This is a genomic window from Cupriavidus sp. 30B13 (genome assembly GCF_049059565.2).
In the GTDB taxonomy this organism is placed as follows: domain Bacteria; phylum Pseudomonadota; class Gammaproteobacteria; order Burkholderiales; family Burkholderiaceae; genus Cupriavidus.
Map to the genome: position 1 here is coordinate 3047768 of NZ_CP188223.1, position 17957 is coordinate 3065724.

General features: G+C 70.1%; 14 protein-coding genes. 10 read left to right on the forward strand and 4 right to left on the reverse strand.

Features of this window, described 5'->3' with window-relative positions; genetic code table 11:
* Window positions 1–68 precede the first annotated feature (68 nt).
* On the reverse strand, window positions 69–2693 hold the full coding sequence (gene alaS, locus ACKI2N_RS14020) for an alanine--tRNA ligase (protein ID WP_420993258.1): 2625 nt from the start codon (window positions 2691–2693) through the stop codon (window positions 69–71).
* 344 nt (window positions 2694–3037) lie between these two features.
* Between alaS and ACKI2N_RS14025 the strand changes: the two genes are divergently transcribed.
* From ACKI2N_RS14025 to ACKI2N_RS14035, 3 genes are all read left to right on the forward strand, one after another.
* A complete protein-coding gene (locus tag ACKI2N_RS14025; protein WP_420993259.1) occupies window positions 3038–4258 on the forward strand; it encodes a CaiB/BaiF CoA transferase family protein in 1221 nt (406 codons plus the stop codon).
* Window positions 4259–4388: 130 nt separating this feature from the next.
* Complete coding sequence (locus ACKI2N_RS14030) at window positions 4389–4844, forward strand: DUF2214 family protein (RefSeq protein WP_420993260.1); 456 nt, start codon at window positions 4389–4391, stop codon at window positions 4842–4844.
* Between the two features lie 64 nt (window positions 4845–4908).
* Window positions 4909–5934 carry a tripartite tricarboxylate transporter substrate binding protein gene (locus tag ACKI2N_RS14035; RefSeq protein WP_420993261.1) on the forward strand — a complete coding sequence of 342 codons (1026 nt, stop codon included), beginning with the start codon at window positions 4909–4911 and terminating at the stop codon, window positions 5932–5934.
* Window positions 5935–5961: 27 nt separating this feature from the next.
* Here ACKI2N_RS14035 and ACKI2N_RS14040 read toward each other — a convergent pair whose 3' ends face one another.
* The gene (locus ACKI2N_RS14040; RefSeq protein ID WP_420993262.1) at window positions 5962–7704 is read right to left on the reverse strand and encodes a potassium/proton antiporter; all 1743 of its coding nucleotides are present in this window, start codon (window positions 7702–7704) and stop codon (window positions 5962–5964) included.
* A gap of 338 nt (window positions 7705–8042) precedes the next feature.
* Here ACKI2N_RS14040 and ACKI2N_RS14045 point away from each other — a divergent pair, with 338 nt between their 5' ends.
* Window positions 8043–8504, forward strand: coding sequence for a tripartite tricarboxylate transporter TctB family protein (locus tag ACKI2N_RS14045; RefSeq protein WP_420993263.1), 462 nt, complete (start codon window positions 8043–8045; stop codon window positions 8502–8504).
* Window positions 8505–8516: 12 nt separating this feature from the next.
* The gene (locus ACKI2N_RS14050) at window positions 8517–10019 is read left to right on the forward strand and encodes a tripartite tricarboxylate transporter permease (protein ID WP_420993264.1); all 1503 of its coding nucleotides are present in this window, start codon (window positions 8517–8519) and stop codon (window positions 10017–10019) included.
* A gap of 67 nt (window positions 10020–10086) precedes the next feature.
* On the opposite strand, the gene ACKI2N_RS14055 is transcribed toward ACKI2N_RS14050, so the two are convergent.
* Window positions 10087–10992, reverse strand: coding sequence for a LysR substrate-binding domain-containing protein (locus ACKI2N_RS14055; protein WP_420993265.1), 906 nt, complete (start codon window positions 10990–10992; stop codon window positions 10087–10089).
* A gap of 203 nt (window positions 10993–11195) precedes the next feature.
* Between ACKI2N_RS14055 and ACKI2N_RS14060 the strand changes: the two genes are divergently transcribed.
* The 5 genes from ACKI2N_RS14060 (at window position 11196) to ACKI2N_RS14080 (ending at window position 16329) form a co-directional block, all read left to right on the forward strand.
* Complete coding sequence (locus ACKI2N_RS14060; protein WP_420993266.1) at window positions 11196–12173, forward strand: Bug family tripartite tricarboxylate transporter substrate binding protein; 978 nt, start codon at window positions 11196–11198, stop codon at window positions 12171–12173.
* 61 nt (window positions 12174–12234) lie between these two features.
* Window positions 12235–13860, forward strand: a complete 1626-nt coding sequence (gene ggt, locus ACKI2N_RS14065) for a gamma-glutamyltransferase (protein ID WP_420993267.1) — start codon at window positions 12235–12237, stop codon at window positions 13858–13860.
* Window positions 13861–14090: 230 nt separating this feature from the next.
* Window positions 14091–14951, forward strand: a complete 861-nt coding sequence (locus ACKI2N_RS14070; protein ID WP_420993268.1) for a PhzF family phenazine biosynthesis protein — start codon at window positions 14091–14093, stop codon at window positions 14949–14951.
* Window positions 14952–15068: 117 nt separating this feature from the next.
* The gene (locus ACKI2N_RS14075; protein ID WP_420993269.1) at window positions 15069–15686 is read left to right on the forward strand and encodes a pyridoxamine 5'-phosphate oxidase family protein; all 618 of its coding nucleotides are present in this window, start codon (window positions 15069–15071) and stop codon (window positions 15684–15686) included.
* Between the two features lie 25 nt (window positions 15687–15711).
* Window positions 15712–16329, forward strand: a complete 618-nt coding sequence (locus tag ACKI2N_RS14080; protein WP_420993270.1) for an FMN-binding negative transcriptional regulator — start codon at window positions 15712–15714, stop codon at window positions 16327–16329.
* A 22-nt stretch (window positions 16330–16351) separates the two neighbouring features.
* Here ACKI2N_RS14080 and ACKI2N_RS14085 read toward each other — a convergent pair whose 3' ends face one another.
* The gene (locus ACKI2N_RS14085) at window positions 16352–17800 is read right to left on the reverse strand and encodes a CoA transferase (protein WP_420993271.1); all 1449 of its coding nucleotides are present in this window, start codon (window positions 17798–17800) and stop codon (window positions 16352–16354) included.
* Window positions 17801–17957 lie beyond the last annotated feature (157 nt).

A 17957-nucleotide genomic window follows, 5' to 3' on the forward strand; every position in this document is an offset into this window, starting at 1 on the left:
AAGGGCATGAGGACGTGAGGACGTGAAAAAAGGCGCCGAAGCGCCTTTCTTCCTTGCGGCCTGGAACGTCAGACCTTCGCCGCCACCCATTCGCCGACGCCCGCCAGCGCCTTCGGCAGGTTGGCCGGCTCGGTGCCGCCGGCCTGGGCCATGTCCGGCCGGCCGCCGCCCTTGCCGCCGACCTGCTGGGCGACGAAGTTGACCAGTTCGCCGGCCTTGACGCGGCCGGTGGCGTCCGCCGTCACGCCGGCGATCAGGCTGACCTTGCCGTCGGCCACGGCGCCCAGCACGATGGCGGCGCTGCCCAGCTTGTCCTTGAGCTTGTCCATGGTCTCGCGCAGCGTCTTGACGTCGGCGCCGTCGAGCTGGGCGGCCAGCACCTTGATGCCCTTGACGTCGATGGCCTGCGCGGCCAGCTCGTCGCCCTGCGAGGCGGCCAGCTTGCTCTTGAGGCGCTCCAGCTCCTTCTCCAGCGCGCGCACCTGCTCCTGCACCTGGCCGATGCGCGGCACCAGCTCGGACGGCTGGGCCTTGAGCGCGGCGGCGGCTTCGTTGAGCTTGGCGTCGAGCGCCTGCAGGTAATGCAGCGCGTTGTCGCCGGTGATGGCTTCCACGCGGCGGATGCCGGCGGCCACGCCGCCTTCCATCACGATCTTGAACAGGCCGATGTCGCCGGTGCGCGTCACGTGGGTGCCGCCGCACAGTTCCTTGGAGCTGCCGATCGACAGCACGCGCACGTCGTCGGCGTACTTCTCGCCGAACAGCGCCATGGCGCCGCTCTTGACGGCATCGTCGAACGGCATCACCTCGGCGCCGGTGGCGGCGTTCTGCAGGATCTCGGCGTTGACGATCTCCTCGACGCGGCGGATCTGCTCGTCGGTCATGGGCGCGTTGTGCGAGAAGTCGAAGCGGGTCTTGTCGGCATCCACCAGCGAGCCCTTCTGCTGCACGTGGGTGCCCAGCACTTCGCGCAGGGCCTTGTGCATCAGGTGGGTGGCCGAGTGGTTGCGCACGGTGCGCGCGCGGCGCTGCGCGTCGACCTGCGCGGTCACGCTGTCGCCCACCTTGAGCGCGCCGCCCGCCAGGGTGCCCTGGTGGCCGAACACGTCGGCCTGCACCTTGGTGGTATCGGCCACGCTGAACACGGCGGCGCCGCTCCTGAGCTCGCCCTGGTCGCCGGCCTGGCCGCCGGACTCGGCGTAGAACGGCGTGTTGTCGAGCACCACCACGCCGGTCTGGCCGGGCTGCATGGTGTCGACGGCGGCGCCGTCCACGTACAGCGCGGTGATCTTCGCGCCGTCCACGCCCAGCTTCTCGTAGCCGTGGAAGGTGGTCTTGTCGCCGTGGTATTCGAGGCCGGCGGCCATCTTGAACTTGCCGGCGGCGCGGGCCTGCTCGCGCTGGCGGTTCATGGCCGCGTCGAAGGCGGCTTCGTCCACGGTCATTTCCTGCTCGCGGCACACGTCCTGCGTCAGGTCCAGCGGGAAGCCGAAGGTGTCGTGCAGCTTGAACGCGAGTTCGCCGTCGAGCACGGTGCCGCCCTTGGCCTTGACCTCGGCCAGCGCCGCGTCGAGGATGGCCATGCCGTTCTCGATGGTCTCGAAGAAGCGCTCTTCCTCGGCCTTGAGCACTTCGGTCACGCGCGGCTCGGCCTCGGCCAGCTCGGGGTAGGCCTGGCCCATCTGCGCCACCAGGTCGGGCACCAGCTTGTGGAAGAACGGCGTCTTGCGGCCCAGCTTGTAGCCGTGGCGGATGGCGCGGCGCACGATGCGGCGCAGCACGTAGCCGCGGCCTTCGTTGCCGGGGATCACGCCGTCGACGATCAGGAACGAGCAGGCGCGGATATGGTCGGCGATGACCTTGAGCGAGTTGTTGTCCAGGTCGGTGGTGCCGGTTTCGCGCGCGGCGGCCTTGATGAGCGCCTGGAACAGGTCGATCTCATAGTTGCTGTGCACGTGCTGCAGCACCGCCGCGATGCGCTCCAGGCCCATGCCGGTGTCGACGCAGGGCTTGGGCAGGCGCGGCATGTTGCCTTGCTCGTCCCGGTTGAACTGCATGAACACCAGGTTCCAGATCTCGATGTAGCGGTCGCCGTCTTCCTCGGGGGATCCCGGCGGGCCGCCCCACACTTCCGGGCCGTGGTCGTAGAAGATCTCCGAGCACGGGCCGCACGGGCCGGTGTCGGCCATCTGCCAGAAGTTGTCCGAGGCATAGCGCGCGCCCTTGTTGTCGCCGATGCGCACGATGCGCTCGGCCGGCACGCCCACTTCCCTGGACCAGATGTCATAGGCTTCGTCGTCTTCCGCGTACACCGTGACCCACAGCTTCTCGGCCGGCAGGTGGTAGACCTTGGTCAGCAGTTCCCACGCGTACTGGATGGCTTCGCGCTTGAAATAGTCGCCGAACGAGAAGTTGCCCAGCATTTCGAAGAACGTGTGGTGGCGCGCGGTGTAGCCCACGTTCTCCAGGTCGTTGTGCTTGCCGCCGGCGCGCACCGAGCGCTGCGACGAGGTGGCGCGCGTGTACGGGCGCTTGTCGGTGCCGAGGAACACGTCCTTGAACTGCACCATGCCGGAGTTGGTGAACAGCAGCGTCGGATCGTTCCCCGGCACCAGGCTGGACGAGCGGACCACGGTGTGGCCCTTCGATTCGAAGTACTGCAGGAACTTGCTGCGGATGTCGGAGACTTTCATGTTCTGGGCAGGGCGTCCCGCGGCATGGCAGGTCGCTGTCGGTCAGTGTGGATTTGCAAACCATTGATTATACGGGGAAGCCTGCCGCCGCGGCGCGCCGCCGGGGCTTTGGCGGGCCGGGCGCGCCGCGGGCGGCCCCGCGCGCGGCGCGCGGCCCCGCGATGTGCCTCCGGCGGCCTTGCCGGTGGTAAAGTGCTGGCTGTCCGAGCCGGACGCCCCGGGGCCGGCCCCTTGCCGCTCCCGGTTGCCCCCAGAAAGCCGCCCCCGCCCCCCGCGGGAGCCAGACGGCGGGGCCGCCCGGCCTTCCCTTGCCCACCCCCTTCTCCGGATCCGCATCACACCCAATGGGAGCCTTAAGCCACCTCCGCGTCCTCGACCTGACCCGCGTCCTCGCCGGGCCATGGTGCGCCCAGAACCTTGCCGACTTCGGCGCCGACGTGATCAAGATCGAGCGCCCCGGCGCCGGCGACGACACCCGCACCTGGGGCCCGCCCTGGCTGCAGGACGCCGATGGCCGCGACACCGCGGAAGCCGCCTACTACCTGGCCGCCAATCGCAACAAGCGCTCGGTCACCTGCGACATCAGCACGCCGGAGGGCCAGGCGGTGGTGCGCGCGCTGGCCGCGCAGAGCGACGTGGTGCTGGAGAACTACAAGGTCGGCCAGCTCAGGAAGTACGGCCTGGACTACGACTCGCTCAAGGCGTTCAAGCCCGACCTGATCTATTGCTCGGTGACCGGCTTCGGCCAGACCGGCCCCTACGCGGCGCGCCCCGGCTACGACTTCATCGTCCAGGGCATGGGCGGCTTCATGAGCCTGACCGGCGAGCGCGACGACCTGCCCGGCGGCGGCCCGCAGAAAGCCGGCATCGCCATTTCCGACCTGATGACCGGCCAGTACGCCACCATCGCCGTGCTGGCGGCGCTGGCGCACCGCGAGCGCACCGGCGAGGGCCAGTACATCGACATGGCCCTGCTCGACGTGCAGGTCGCCATGCTGGCCAACATGAACACCAACTACCTGGCCAGCGGCGTGGCGCCCAAGCGCTGGGGCAACGCCCATCCGAACATCGTCCCCTACCAGACCTTCCAGGCGGCCGACGGCTGGATCATCGTGGCGGTGGGCAACGACGGCCAGTTCCGCAAGTTCGTGAGCGCGGGCGGGCGGCCCGAGCTGGCCGACGACCCGCGCTTCGCCACCAACCCGCAACGCGTGGCCCAGCGCGACGTGCTGGTGCCGATCCTGGCCGAGATGGTGCGCCCGCGCACGCGCGCCCAGTGGATCCTCGACCTGGAAAGCGCCGGCGTGCCGTGCGGCCCCATCAACACGCTGGACGACGTCTTCGAGGACGCCCAGGTCAAGGCGCGCGGCCTGCGCGTGGACCTGCCGCACCCGAGCGCCGGCGAAGTCAAGCTGGTCGGCAGCCCGATCAAGATGAGCGCGACCCCGCCCGAAGCCGTGCGCCACCCGCCGCTGCTGGGCGAGCACACCGACGCCGTGCTGGCGGAGATGCTGGGCTACGGCCCCGCGCAGATCGCCGCGCTGCGCGCCAAGGGCGTGCTGTAGCGGCAGCCCCGCGCTCGCGGCAGCAAAGCAGCAACCGAAGCGAGAACGAAGCAAGAACGGAGCGAAAAGCAAGAGCCCCGACCCGCGGGCGCCGCCGGCCGGCGCCCGCCTACCCACGAAAGGAGTTTGGATGCTGACCGACGCCCTGCTGGCCTTCCTGCACTTTGCCTTCATCTTCCTGCTGGTCGCACTGCTCACGGCCGAGGCCGTGGTGATGCGCCCCGGCCTCACGCCCGCCACGCTCCGGCGGCTCTCGGTCTACGACCTGGTCTACTTCCTGGCCGCCATGGCGGTGCTGGCCAGCGGCCTGCTGCGCCTGTTCTTCGGCGCCAAGGGGGTGCAGTTCTACCTGCACAATCCATGGTTCCACGCCAAGATAACCGTGTTCGTGGTGATCGCGCTGTGCTCGCTGCCGCCCACCTTCGCCATCCGGCGCTGGCGCAGCCAGGCCCGCGCGCAGCCGGATTTCCTGCCGGCGCAGGGCGAGCTGAAGAAGGCGCGGCGCTGGGTCATGATCGAAGCCCACCTGCTGATCCTGCTGCCCCTGTGCGCCGTGATGATGGCCCGCGGCATCGGCCTCCGGTAAGCCTTCCATCAGGCAAGCCTTCCAACCCCTATCCCGCAATCCCGCAATCCCGATGCGCATTTCCATGTTCAGGCAACGATGCGCCGCCGCGCTGCTCGCGGCCGGCGCGCTTGCCACCAGCGCCACCAGCGCCGCGCTCGCCGCGGCGCCGGCCGCGGCTTCCCCCGCCTATCCCGTCAAGCCGCTGAAGTTCGTGGTGCCCTACCCCGCCGGCGGCCCGCTCGACACCGTGGCACGCGCCATCGGCGACAAGCTCAAGGACAGCCTGGGCCAGCCCGTGGTGGTGGAAAACCGCCCCGGCGCCGGCGGCAACATCGGCGCCGACTACGCCGCCAGGCAGCCGGCGGACGGCTACACCATCGTGATGGGAGCGGTGGCCACGCACGCCATCAACCCGGCGCTGTTCGCGAAGATGCCGTACGACCCGGTCAAGGACTTCAGCCCGGTCACGCTGGTGGCCGACGTGCCCAACGTGCTGGCGATGCACCCCGGCAAGGCCGCCAGCCTGCACATCGCCAACCTGCGCGAGCTGGTCGAATACGCGCGCAGGAACCCGGGCAAGCTGGACTACGCCTCGGGCGGCAACGGCAGCGCGGGTCACCTGTCGGGCGAGCTGTTCAAGAGCATGGCCAGGGTCAGCATGGTCCATATCCCGTACAACGGCGCATCGCCGGCGCAGTTGTCGGTGCTGTCCGGCCAGACCGACATGATCTTCGACAACCTCGCCTCGGCCTCGGCCAACATCAAGGCCGGCAAGCTCAAGGCCTTCGCCGTGACCACCGCGGCGCGCGCCGCCGCCTTCCCCGACTTGCCCACCGTTGCCGAGGCCGGCAAGGGGCTGGGACTGGAAGGCTTCGATATCTCGACGTGGTTCGGCGTGTTCGCGCCGGCCAATACGCCGCGCGAGATCGTCGAGCGGCTCAACCACGACATCGTGGCCATCCTCGGGACCGACGACATGAAGGCCCGCCTGGCGCGCATCGGCGCGCAGCCGGCGCCGACCACGCCGGAGCAGTTCGGCGCGCTGGTGCAGCGCGAGCTGAAGAAGTACGCGCAGATCGTCAAGGTGTCGGGCGCGAAGGTGGACTGAGCGCAACCGGCGGCGCCCGCGGCGCCTTCAGTCCTCCGCCGCCACGGCGCCGCTGCCGGCGCGCGGCAGCAGCAGCCCGACCTGGATGATGCGCGGGCCGTCCATGCGCGTCACGGTCAGCTTCAGGCCCGCGATGGCCACCGCATCCCCCTCCACCGGCGGCGACGTGAACGCCGCCTGCATGGCGGCCTCCAGCGTCATGGCCGCCTGCGCGGGGCTCAGCTCGCGCGTGCCGTAGAGCCCCGCCACGTCGCGCAGCAGGGCCTCGCCGCTCAGCAGGAAATCGTGGCTGGCCTTGCCCCAGGCCGGCGCCGGCGCGGGCTTGTGGAACAGCAGCGCGAGCATCGGCACGCTGGTGCCGGGGGCCAGGATGGAAACCGCGTCGCCGGCGCGCAGCACGGTCTGCTCCGGCACCGCCAGCGCCTTTTCGCGCACCACGGTAAGCAGGCGGCAGCGCGGCGGCAGTTCGAGCTGGTCGGCACGCAGGTGCTCTGCGGGCGAGCCGGCCTGCACCGCGAACTGCATCACTTCGAGGGCCGGCCCATGCGTGCCGTGCAGGCGCGCCCGCGCCAGCGGCTCGGGGTAGGCTGGCCGCAGCACGCGGGCCAGGCGCGCCGCGAACGGCACGGTGGTGCCCTGGAGCAGCAGGCTGGCCAGCACCACCGCGAAGGCGACCCGGAACAGCAGGCCGGATTCGGGCAAGCCTTGCAGCATCGGGAACAGTGCCAGCACGATCGGCACCGCGCCGCGCAGGCCCATCCACGCCACGAAACCCTTCTCGCGCGCGCTGAAGCGAAACGGCAGCAGCGCCAGCCAGACCGCCGCCGGGCGCGCCACCAGCATCAGGAAGGCCGCCACCGCGGCGGCCGGCCCGGCCACTTCCCAGATCCGGTGCGGCGCCACCAGCAGGCCCAGCAGCAGGAACATCGCCGACTGCGACAGCCACGCCATGCCGTCCATCGCGCGCATGGTGTCGGCGCTGACCGCGCGGTCGCGGTTGCCGACCAGGATGCCGGTCAGGTAGACCGCCAGGAAACCGCTGCCGCCGGCGCTTTGCACGATCGCGAACACCATCGCGCCGCCCGAGCACAGCAGGATGGCCTGCAGGCCCTCGGCCACGCGGATGCGCTCCATCACGTTGGCCAGGCAGTAGCCCAGCCCCGCGCCCAGCAGGCCGCCCACGCCGAACTGCACCACCAGCCGCCACGCCAGCGCGCCCAGGCTCAGGCCGGCGGGCGCAGCCATCCATTCGATCAGGGTCAGGGTCAGGAAGATCGCCATCGGGTCGTTGATGCCCGACTCGATCTCCAGCACGCTGGCCACCCGCTCCTTGAGGCGGATGCCGCTGGTGTTGAGCAGCGAGAACACCGCGGCGGCATCGGTCGAGCCGACGATGGCGCCCAGCAGCAGGCCCAGCTTCCAGTCGATCTCCAGCACCCACGCCGCGAACAGCCCCACCATGCCGGTGGTCACCAGCACGCCCACGGTAGCCAGCGACAGCGATGGCTTGAGCGCCACGCGGAACGTGGCCAGCCGCGTGCGCAGGCCGCCGTCGAGCAGGATCACCGCCAGCGCCAGGTTGCCGACCAGGAAGCTGAGCCAGGTATTGGAAAAGCGGATGCCGCCGGGGCCGTCGACGCCGGCCAGCATGCCGACCGACAGGAAGACCAGCAGGAACGGCACGCCGATGCGCGCCGAGAAGGCGCCCACCACAATGCCCAGGGACATCACGACGGCGCCGATCAGGATGACATGGTCGATGCTTTCCAAAGCGGCTTTCCTTTCAGTGCGGTGCCGCATCGCTCACACGCCAAGGACGGGCGCGCCACGGCAAGGACGGCGGACGATGATAGCGCAGCGCCGCCGCTGCCTTACCGCGCGAGGCCTGGCGCGAGGCAGGGCGCGGCATCCGCGGCAAGCCCTTCATATGTCGCCTAGGGAGATACCCGCAGATTGACCATTTCACAAGACATCCGAAAGGTAACTGAAAGGTATTCCCCTTACTTTCCTCCCTGCCTGTGGCAGGCCGGCTTGCGCGCACTGTTCTTGTGCGACGCAGCATGCGCCAGCTGCCCGGATTTCAAGCAGATTTATCGAGGAGAATCATTTTGCGCATACGTAGCCAAAAGGACTTTGCCTCCGGCCTGATGTTCATCCTGGTCGGATTCGGCTTTTCCTGGGTCGCACGCGGCTATTCCATGGGGACCGCGGCAAAGATGGGACCGGGATACTTCCCGTTCTGGCTCGGCATCGTGCTCGCCCTGCTGGGCGCGCTGGTGCTGTGGGGCTCGCTGTCTTCCAAGACGGAAGACGACCAGCTGGCCCGCTGGGACATCAAGACGCTGCTGTGGATCCTGGGTTCGGTGGTGCTGTTCGGGCTGCTGCTCAAGCCGCTCGGCATGGTGCTGTCGGTGCTGGTGCTGGTGCTGGTTTCCTCGATGGCCAGCCATGAATTCAGCTGGAAGGGCGCGGTGCTCAACGCCATCGTGCTGGTGCTGATCAGCGTGGGCGCCTTCGTCTACGGCATCAATCTTCAGATGCCGGTGTGGCCGGCATTCTTGGCAGGTTAAGGAGACGGCCATATGGAACTACTCGCCAACCTGGGCCTGGGCTTCTCGACCGCCCTGACCCTGCAAAACCTGGCCTACGCCTTCCTCGGCTGCGTGCTGGGCACCCTGATCGGCGTGCTGCCGGGCCTGGGGCCGCTGGCCACCATCGCCATGCTGCTGCCGGTGACCTACACGCTGCCCCCGGTGGCCGCGCTGATCATGCTGGCCGGTATTTACTACGGCGCGCAGTACGGCGGCTCCACCACCGCCATCCTGGTCAACCTGCCCGGCGAATCGTCGTCGGTGGTGACCACCATCGACGGCTACCAGATGGCGCGGCGAGGGCGAGCGGGGGTGGCGCTGGCCACTGCCGGCCTCGGCTCGTTCTTCGCCGGCTGCGTGGCCACCCTGATCCTGGCGGCTTTTGCCGCCCCGCTGTCGGAGCTGGCCTTCAAGTTCGGCCCGGCCGAATACTTCTCGCTGATGGTGCTGGGCCTGATCGGCGCCGTGGTGCTGGCCTCGGGCTCGCTGGTCAAGGCCATCGCCATGATCGTGCTGGGGCTGCTGCTGGGCCTGGTCGGCACCGACGTGAACTCGGGCGCCGCGCGCTTCTCGTTCGACGTGCCCGAGCTCACCGACGGCCTGAACTTCGTCTCGGTGGCCATGGGCGTGTTCGGCTTCGCGGAAATCATCGCCAACCTGGAGCAGAAGGAAAACCGCGAGACCTTCACCGACCACATCACCAACCTGTTCCCGACCAAGGCCGACTTCAAGCGCATGATCCCGGCGGTGCTGCGCGGCACCATGCTGGGCTCGGCGCTGGGCATCCTGCCCGGCGGCGGCGCGGCGCTGGCCTCGTTCGCGGCGTACTCGCTGGAAAAGAAGACCTCCAAGTACGCGCATGAATTCGGCAAGGGCGCCATCGAAGGCGTGGCCGGTCCGGAATCGGCCAACAACGCGGCCGCGCAGACCTCCTTCATCCCGCTGCTGACGCTGGGCATTCCGCCCAACGCCGTGATGGCGCTGATGGTCGGCGCGATGACCATCCACAACATCCAGCCGGGCCCGCAGGTCATGACCAGCAACCCCGCGCTGTTCTGGGGCCTGATCGCCTCGATGTGGATCGGCAACTTCATGCTGATCATCCTGAACCTGCCGATGATCGGCATCTGGGTGAAGCTGCTCAAGGTGCCTTACCGCTACCTGTTCCCGGCCATCCTGACGTTCTGCTGCATCGGCGTGTACTCGGTCCAGAACACCACCTTCGACGTGTTCCAGACCGCGGCCTTCGGCGTGATCGGCTACCTGTTCATCAAGCTCAAGTGCGAGCCGGCGCCGCTGCTGCTGGGCTTCGTGCTGGGACCGATGATGGAAGAGAACTTCCGCCGCTCCCTGCTGCTGTCGCGCGGCGACTTCAGCGTGTTCGTGACGCGCCCGCTGTCGCTGGGGCTGCTGATCGCCGCCGCCGTGCTGGTGCTGATCGTGGCGCTGCCGTCGATCAAGAACAAGCGCGAGGAAGCGTTCCAGGAAGAATAAACCGGCAACGGCGCGCCATGGCGCGCCCTGCAGGACTTTCGAAAGGGTGCCGCGAGGCACCCTTTTTTCATGGCGCCCGGGCCCCGGCTTCGCCGCCGAACAGCGCCGCGCACGCATCGCGCACCGCCGCCGTGATACGCCGGCGCGCGTGGTCGCGCCGCTCCAGCATGCCGATGGTGCGCAACACCGGCGCGCCGCCGGCCTCCAGCGGCAGGATGCGTAGCGCGTCGTCGTCGCGCCAGCGCGCGCGCTGCAGCAGCGGCACCACGGTCACGCCGACGTCCTGGCGCACCAGTTCGACCAGCGCCTCGATCGAGTTCAGCTCGAGGAACTCGTTGACGCGCAGGTGGGCGCGGCGCAGCGCGCGCTCGACCAGCATGCCGGTGCGCTGGCCGCGGTCGAAGCGCAGGAAGGGGTTGGCCGCGAGCGCCTCGCGCGTGGTGGCGCCGGGCGTGGCGAGGCCGGCGATGGCCACCAGCGGCTCGCGGTAGAGCGGCGTCCACACCAGCGTGCCGGGCAGCCGGCCGGCGCCTTCCACCAGCATGGCGGCATCGAGCTCGCCGGCTTCCACCTGCGCGGCCAGGTCGATCGACTTGGCGCCCACCAGGCGCACGTCCAGCGCGGGGTATTCGCGCTTCATGCGCGCCACCACGTGCGACAGCCCGCCCATCACCGAGACCACGGCGCCCACCGCCACCGCGCCCGCCATGGCGTCGGGCGCCTCGGGCGGCAGCCGCATCTCGTCGTAGAGCGCCAGCATGCGGCGCGCCTGCGGCAGCAGCTCGCGCCCGCCCGCGTTGAGCGCCACCACCCTGCCGCCGCGGTCGAACAGCTCGCGGCGCAGCTCCATCTCCAGCGCGCGCATCTGCAGGCTGACGGCGGCCTGGGTCAGCGCCACCTGCTCGGCGGCGGCGGCGAAGGAGCCGTGGTCGGCCACGGCGACGAAGGTACGCAGGAAACGGATGGTGCTCATGGAACAGGCCCTCGGCAGGCACCTTGGCCGCCACGCTGATACTTAAGGAAATCTTGAGACACAAGAAAGAAATATTAGCTTTCATTACGATGACGCGCACGGAATAATGTTGCGACACACCATCGAAACATGGACGGTGTAGCTGCCCGAAAGGCCACATCGGCCCTGTGCATTGCCCCGCTTTTCCCGATCCGGAGATCACCATGAAACACTGGCTGCGCCTGCTGGGCACGAGCCTCGCCACGAGCCTGGCGCTGAGCGCCGTCCCGGCTTTTGCCGACACGTTCCCGAACAAGCCGATCCGCCTGATCGTGCCGTTCCCGGCCAGCGGCGCCACCGACCTGCTGGCGCGCGCGATCGCGCAGAAGGTCGGCGCCAACATCGGCCAGCAGATCGTGGTGGACAACCGCCCCGGCGCGGGCGGCGCGATCGGCTCCGACATGGCGGCCAAGGCGCCGGCGGACGGCTACACGCTGCTGATCGCCACCACCAGCACGCACTCGATCGGGCCGTACATCAACACCCACCTGCCCTACAACACCGAAACCGACTTCACGCCGATCGGCGAGGTGGCCATCGCCACCAACGTGCTGGTGGTGCCGAACAGCCTGCCGGTGAAGAACGTCAAGGAACTGATCGACTACGCCAAGAAGCATCCGGGCGAGCTGAACTATGCCTCCAGCGGCAACGGCACCGTGGTGCACCTGACCGCCGAGGCTTTCAAGGCGCAGGCCGGCGTGTTCATCACGCACATTCCCTACCGCGGCACCGCGCTGGCCGTGCCCGACCTGATCTCCAACAAGGTGCAGGTGCTGTTCGACAGCATCGTGTCGGGCCTGCCGCACGTGAAGGACGGCAAGCTCAAGGCGCTGGCCGTGACCAGCCTGAAGCGCTCGCCGCTGGCGCCCGAGATCCCGACCGCCAGCGAATCGGGCCTGCCGGGCTTCGAGTCCGACACGTGGTTCGGCATCTATGGCCCGAAGGGCATGCCGGCCGACCTGGTGAACCGCCTCAATGCCGAGTTCAACAAGGCGATCCAGGCGCAGGACGTCAAGGACCGCCTGGCCAAGCTGGGCGCCGAGCCGGTCGGCGGCACGCCGGCGCAGTTCGCCGCCATGGTCAGGAAGGACAGCGCGCGCTGGGGTAAGCTGATCAAGGATCGCAAGATCACCGTCGAATAAGAAAGACACACAAGAAGCGGCGGCGCGCCCATGCGCGCCGCGCAGGCAACCGAGACAACCCATGCAGAATTTCAACTGGACCAACCCCTACCCTTCCGTGCGCATCCCGCTGTTCGCGCGCAACGTGGTATCCACTTCGCACCCGCTGGCCGCGCAGGCCGGCCTGCGCATGCTGCTCAAGGGCGGCAACGCGGTGGACGCGGCCATCGCCGCGGCGGCGGCCATCACCATCGTCGAGCCGGTCTCGTGCGGCCTGGGCAGCGACGCCTTCGCCATCCTGTGGGACGGCAAGGAACTGCACGGCCTGAACGCGTCCGGCGTGGCGCCGGCGGCGTGGAACCCCGAGTACTTCAAGAACAAGTACGGCGTGGATGCCAACGGCATCGCCAACCGCCCGGTGCGCGGCTGGGACGCCGTCACGGTGCCGGGCGTGATCGCCGGCTGGGCCGCGCTGCACGAGCGCTTCGGCAAGCTGCCGTTCGCCGACCTGATGGAGCCCGCCATCGAGATCGCCGAGCGCGGCTACGCGGTGCCGCCGGTGGTGGCGCGCAAGTGGGCCGCCGCCGTGCCCGAACTGAAGGACCAGCCCGGCTACGCCGAGGCCTTCATGCCCAACGGCCGCGCGCCCGCCGTGGGCGAGAAGTTCACGCTCAAGGCCGCCGCCGACACGCTGCGCAAGATCGGCGCCACCAAGGGCCGCGCCTACTATGAAGGCGAGATCGCCGAGCGCATCGCCGCCTTCAGCAAGGAATGCGGCGGCGCCATGACGGCCGCCGACCTGCGCGGCTACAAGCCCGACTGGGTCAAGCCCATCAGCAAGTCCTACCGCGGCTACGAGATGCACGAGATCCCGCCCAACGGCCAGGGCATCGCCGCCCTGATGGCGCTGGGCATCCTCGACCAGTTCGACCTGGCCTCGCTGCCGGTGGACTCGGTCGAGTCGCAGCACCTGCAGATCGAGGCGATGAAGCTGGCCTTCGCCGACCTCTACCGCTACGTGGCCGACCCGCGCAGCATGGAAGTCACGCCCGAGCAGATGCTGGACGACGCCTACCTCAAGTCGCGCGCCAGGCTGATCGACATGCAGCGCGCCACGCATTTCGACTTCGGCATGCCCAAGGTGGGCGGCACCATCTACCTGAGCGCGGCCGACGAAAACGGCATGATGATCTCGTTCATCCAGTCGAACTACATGGGCTTCGGCTCCGGCGTGGTGGTGCCCGGCACCGGCATCAGCCTGCAGAACCGCGGCGTGGGCTTCTCGATGGACCCGAAGTCCGCCAACGTGGTGGCCGGCGGCAAGCGCCCGTTCCACACCATCATCCCGGCCTTCCTGACCAAGGGCGGCCAGCCGGTGATGAGCTTCGGCGTGATGGGCGGCGACATGCAGCCGCAGGGCCACCTGCAGACCGTGGTGCGCATGGTGGACTACAACCAGCAGCCACAGGCCGCCTGCTGCGCGCCGCGCTGGAAGGTCAACCGCGATTTCACGCTGGACGTGGAATCGACCATGGACCCCGCCGTGGTCGCCGGCCTCAAGGCGCGCGGCCACCAGCTCAAGTCGGTCGACGACCCGTACATGGACTTCGGCTCCGGCCAGTTCATCTGGCGCCTGTCCGACGACGCCGAGCACGGCTACGTGGCCGCCAGCGACAGCCGGCGCGACGGGCAGGCCGTGGGGTTCTGAGTCTGCGCGGGTCGGCTTGCTCCCCTCTCCCATGTGAAATGGATGAGGGGAGAACACAAGCGGCATGCTGACTTTGGCGGCAACCTGCCAGCCCTAGCGCACGGCGCCGGCGCGGAAGTGTCCGCAACTGGCCCGGCCGGCTCCGGCATGACTGTGCATGGCGTACGCGCGCCGGCGCCGTAGACTGTGATGTCCGCCATCCATGGCCCGGCGCCTTCCCCGGGAACAGCATGACCACCTACGCCTACCGCCTGCTCAACGTGTTCGCCGAATCGACCTTCGGCGGCAATCCGCTGTGCGTGTTCGAAGACGCGCGCGGGCTCGACGACGCCACCATGCAGGCGCTGGCGCTGCAGTTCAACCTGTCGGAGACCACCTTCATCCTGCCGTCGGAGCGGGCTGCCGCCCAGGTGCGCATCTTCACCACCGGCTACGAGATGCGCTTCGCCGGCCATCCCACGCTCGGCACCGCCCACGTGGTGCGCGAGCTGGCCGCCGCCGGCGATGCGTTCTCGCTGGAATTCAAGGCGGGGGTGGTGCCGGTCACCGCGCAGGGCGACGTCTGGACCTTCACCGCGCCGCACGCGGGCGCGCCGCGCACCGCGCCGGCCGGCCTGCCGGACGCGCAGATGGCCGGCCTGCTCGGCCTGACCGCAGCGGACCTGCTGGCGCCGCCGGTGTGGGTCGATACCGGCGCCGACCAGTTGCTGGTGCCGCTGCGCAGCGTGGACGCCGTGCGCCGCGCCCAGCCCGACGGCAGCCGGCTCGATGCGTGGCCGCAGAGCAGCCTGGGCCGCAAGACCGCTTATGTGTTCGCCTTCGATCCCGCGCAGCCCGGCCAGGTCGTGGCGCGCTACTTCTTCACCAAGCAGGGCGGCGGCGTGGCGGAGGACCCGGGCACCGGCTCGGCCTGCGCCAACCTGGGCGGCTGGATCGTCGCCAGCGGCCGCGCCCTGCCCGCCACCTGCCGCATCGCCCAGGGCGAGGCCGTGGGCCGTCCGTGCGCGCTGCACCTGGAAGTCACGGCCGCCCGGGCCATCCGCGTGGGCGGGCGCGTGATCGAGATCGGCCGCGGCACCGTCACGCTGTAGCGCCGCGCACCCGCGCGCCCGCGCGGGAAGTATTGCGGTACAGTGAGGCACGTCCCGCAACAGAACATGCCCACTCCCCCGCAAACGCGCGCGCGCCCGCCCGCCCGCGCCCTCGCCATGAGCCAATACGCCATCACCACGCTGGCCGATCTGGAGGCCCGCTACGCCGATGCCGGCGAAGCCTCGCTCGCCAAGGAAGTCAGCTACCTGCACCCGCACTACCGCGCCTTCGTCGAGGCCGCGCCGCTGTGCCTGCTGTCCACCGTGGGCGGCAGATATGCCGAATGCTCGCCGCGCGGCGACGCGCCCGGCTTCGTGCAGGTGCTGGACGAACGCACCCTGCTGCTGCCCGACCGCCGCGGCAACAACCGCATCGACAGCCTGCGCAATATCGTGGCCGATCCGCGCGTGGGCCTGCTGTTCGTTATCCCCGGCGTCAACGAGACCATCCGCGTGGCCGGCACCGCCACCATCTCGGTGGACCCAGCGCTGATCGCGCGCTGCGTGGTGGACGGCAAGGCGCCGGCCACGGTGCTGGTGATCGCCATCGAATCGGTCTTCTTCCAGTGCGCCCGCGCGCTGGTGCGCTCGAAGCTGTGGGCGCCCGAGACGCAGGTGGCGCGCAGCAGCCTGCCCAGCAACGGCACCATCCTGGCCACGCTGACGCGCGACGCCATCGACGGCGCCGCCTACGACGCAACCCAGCCCGCGCGCATGCGGCAAACCCTGTACTGACGCATCACCCGACGGTCACACCCACATGTACCTGCCTTCCCACTTCGCCAGCACCGAAGCCGACGCCATCGACGACGTCATGCGCGGCTACCCGTTCGCCACCCTGGCCGGCAACGATGCCGATGGCATCCCCTTCGCCACCCACCTGCCGGTGGTGGCCGAACGCACCGGCGACAGCTGGCGCATCGAAGGACATATGGCGCGCGCCAATCCGCACTGGCGCTGGCTGGAACAGACCCCGCGCGCGCTGCTGGTGTTCCAGGGCCCGCATGGCTATGTCTCGCCGGCGCTGTACGACCAGAAGCTGTCGGTGCCGACCTGGAACTACGTGGCGGTGCACGTCTACGCGGAAGTCACCACGCTCCACGACGCCGCCGACAAGGACGCGCTGCTCAAGCGCCTGATCGCGCAGCACGAGCCGGCTTACGCCGCGCAGTGGCGCGGCCTGCCGGAGGACTTCCAGCAGAAGATGCTGGGCGCCATCGTCGGCCTGCGCATCGTGCCCACGCGCGTGGAGGCCAAGTTCAAGCTCAGCCAGAACCGGCCCGCCGCCGACCGCGCGCGCATCCTGGCGGCCCAGCGCGAGGGCGCGCCGCTCGAGCGCGACATGGCGCAGTGGATGGCGCGCATGACGGGCGCCTGAGCAAGGGGCGCCTGAGCCCGGGCTAGGCGCGCGGCAGCCATTCGGGCGCGTGCGTGCCGAGCGGCACCGCCGGCAGGGACCAGCGCGCCGGGGTCCGCGACAGGCGCGCCGCGTGCGACACCGCCGTCAGTTCGCCGAAGCCGGACGGCAACGTCTGCAGCAAGTCCGACACATCCTCGAAGCGCTGCTCGGGCTGGCGCAGGCCGCCCTCGACGCGGCCCAGGCCGCGCAGCCACTGGCCGGTCTGCGCCAGCGACACGCGCACGTGCCAGCTGCCGCCCTCGGTGGCGCGGCGGTATAGCGCGGCCATCGCGCCGAGCGCCAGCAGGTAGCCGGCGGCATGGTCCAGCGCCTGGGCCGGCAGTGGCCGCGGTTCCGCGCTGCCGGCCGCCTGCGCCTCGGCATGGTTGAAGCCGGTCGCGGTCTGCACCAGCGAGTCGAAGCCGCGCCTGCCGGCCCATGGCCCCACGTGGCCGTAAGCGCTCAGCGTCACATAGACGATCCCGGGGCGCGCCCGCGCCGCGGCTTCGGGCCCCACCCCGAGTTCGGCCAGCCCTTGCGGGCGGTAGCCCTGGACCAGCATGTCGGCGCCATGCAGCAGCTTGTGCAGGGTGCGCTTGTCGTCGGCGTCGCGCAGGTCCAGCTGGCAGGACCGCTTGCCGCGCCCGGTGTCGACGACCAGCGGCGCAATGAACGGCAGGTGGGCCGCCGTGACCAGCAGCACGTCGGCGCCGTGCGCGGCCAGCGTGCGCCCGGCCACCGGCCCGGCGATGATGCGGGTGAAGTCGAGCACGCGCACGCCGGCCAGCGGACGGGCGCCCTCGCCACGCGGGGACGGCAAGCCCGGCAAGGGCTGCGCGGGCGCCTCGCCGATGCGCTCGAGCGTCAGCGGCGGCAGCCCGCGCAGGGCCTGGCCCTGGGGATGGCGGTCCCAGGCCTCGAAGCTGCGCAGGGCCGCCACCACCAGCCCGGCCTCGGCGGCGGCGATCTCGAACGCCTCGGCCTCCCATTTCGACAGCGCCGCGCCGATCGCGGCCGGGTCGGGGCCGCAGCCGAGCAGGCGCAGCACGCCGTCGCGATGGTGGGGGAAATTGGTGTGCAGCCGCACCCAGCCGCCATCGCCGCAGCGGTAGAGGCCACCGGTCTTGTCGCGGAATTCCGGCGCCGGCGCGCCGTCCACCCGCAGGTAGCGCTCGCTGCGGAACTCGGCCGCGGCATGGCGCATGTCCACCGCGACCTGCTGCGCGCCGCCGCCGCGCAACTGCCACAAGGCCGCCGCGGCCAGCCCCGCGGCGCCGATGCTGGCCGCGGCGGCGGTACCCACGGCGAACGACGAGGGCAGCACCGGATCGGCGCCGGACAGCCGCAGCGAAGCCAGCGCGGCGGCCGGCAGCCCGGCGGCCTGCCACAGCCCGGCCGCGGCCTCCTGCGGGGTCGGGCGGGCGGCTGGAGTGACGGTCGAGGCAGGCATGGCGGCAAAGCTCCCCAAAAGTGGATGGCGTTGACTCCATGCTAGGCCGCGCCGGCCATTCTGGCGTCTTCCGGCGTCATTTGCCGCCCGCTCCGGCATCGCCGCGGCCGTCTTCCCCCGCCCGCGCAGCGACTTTCCACGACGCGCGGCGCAGGCA

Coding starts and splice junctions, on each gene's coding strand:
- alaS (WP_420993258.1), bottom strand. CDS start 2,693: ATGAAAGTCTCCGACATCCGCAGCAAGTTCCTGCAGTACTTCGAATCG.
- ACKI2N_RS14025 (WP_420993259.1), top strand. CDS start 3,038: ATGGGAGCCTTAAGCCACCTCCGCGTCCTCGACCTGACCCGCGTCCTC.
- ACKI2N_RS14030 (WP_420993260.1), top strand. CDS start 4,389: ATGCTGACCGACGCCCTGCTGGCCTTCCTGCACTTTGCCTTCATCTTC.
- ACKI2N_RS14035 (WP_420993261.1), top strand. CDS start 4,909: ATGTTCAGGCAACGATGCGCCGCCGCGCTGCTCGCGGCCGGCGCGCTT.
- ACKI2N_RS14050 (WP_420993264.1), top strand. CDS start 8,517: ATGGAACTACTCGCCAACCTGGGCCTGGGCTTCTCGACCGCCCTGACC.
- ACKI2N_RS14055 (WP_420993265.1), bottom strand. CDS start 10,992: ATGAGCACCATCCGTTTCCTGCGTACCTTCGTCGCCGTGGCCGACCAC.
- ACKI2N_RS14060 (WP_420993266.1), top strand. CDS start 11,196: ATGAAACACTGGCTGCGCCTGCTGGGCACGAGCCTCGCCACGAGCCTG.
- ggt (WP_420993267.1), top strand. CDS start 12,235: ATGCAGAATTTCAACTGGACCAACCCCTACCCTTCCGTGCGCATCCCG.
- ACKI2N_RS14070 (WP_420993268.1), top strand. CDS start 14,091: ATGACCACCTACGCCTACCGCCTGCTCAACGTGTTCGCCGAATCGACC.
- ACKI2N_RS14075 (WP_420993269.1), top strand. CDS start 15,069: ATGAGCCAATACGCCATCACCACGCTGGCCGATCTGGAGGCCCGCTAC.
- ACKI2N_RS14080 (WP_420993270.1), top strand. CDS start 15,712: ATGTACCTGCCTTCCCACTTCGCCAGCACCGAAGCCGACGCCATCGAC.
- ACKI2N_RS14085 (WP_420993271.1), bottom strand. CDS start 17,800: ATGCCTGCCTCGACCGTCACTCCAGCCGCCCGCCCGACCCCGCAGGAG.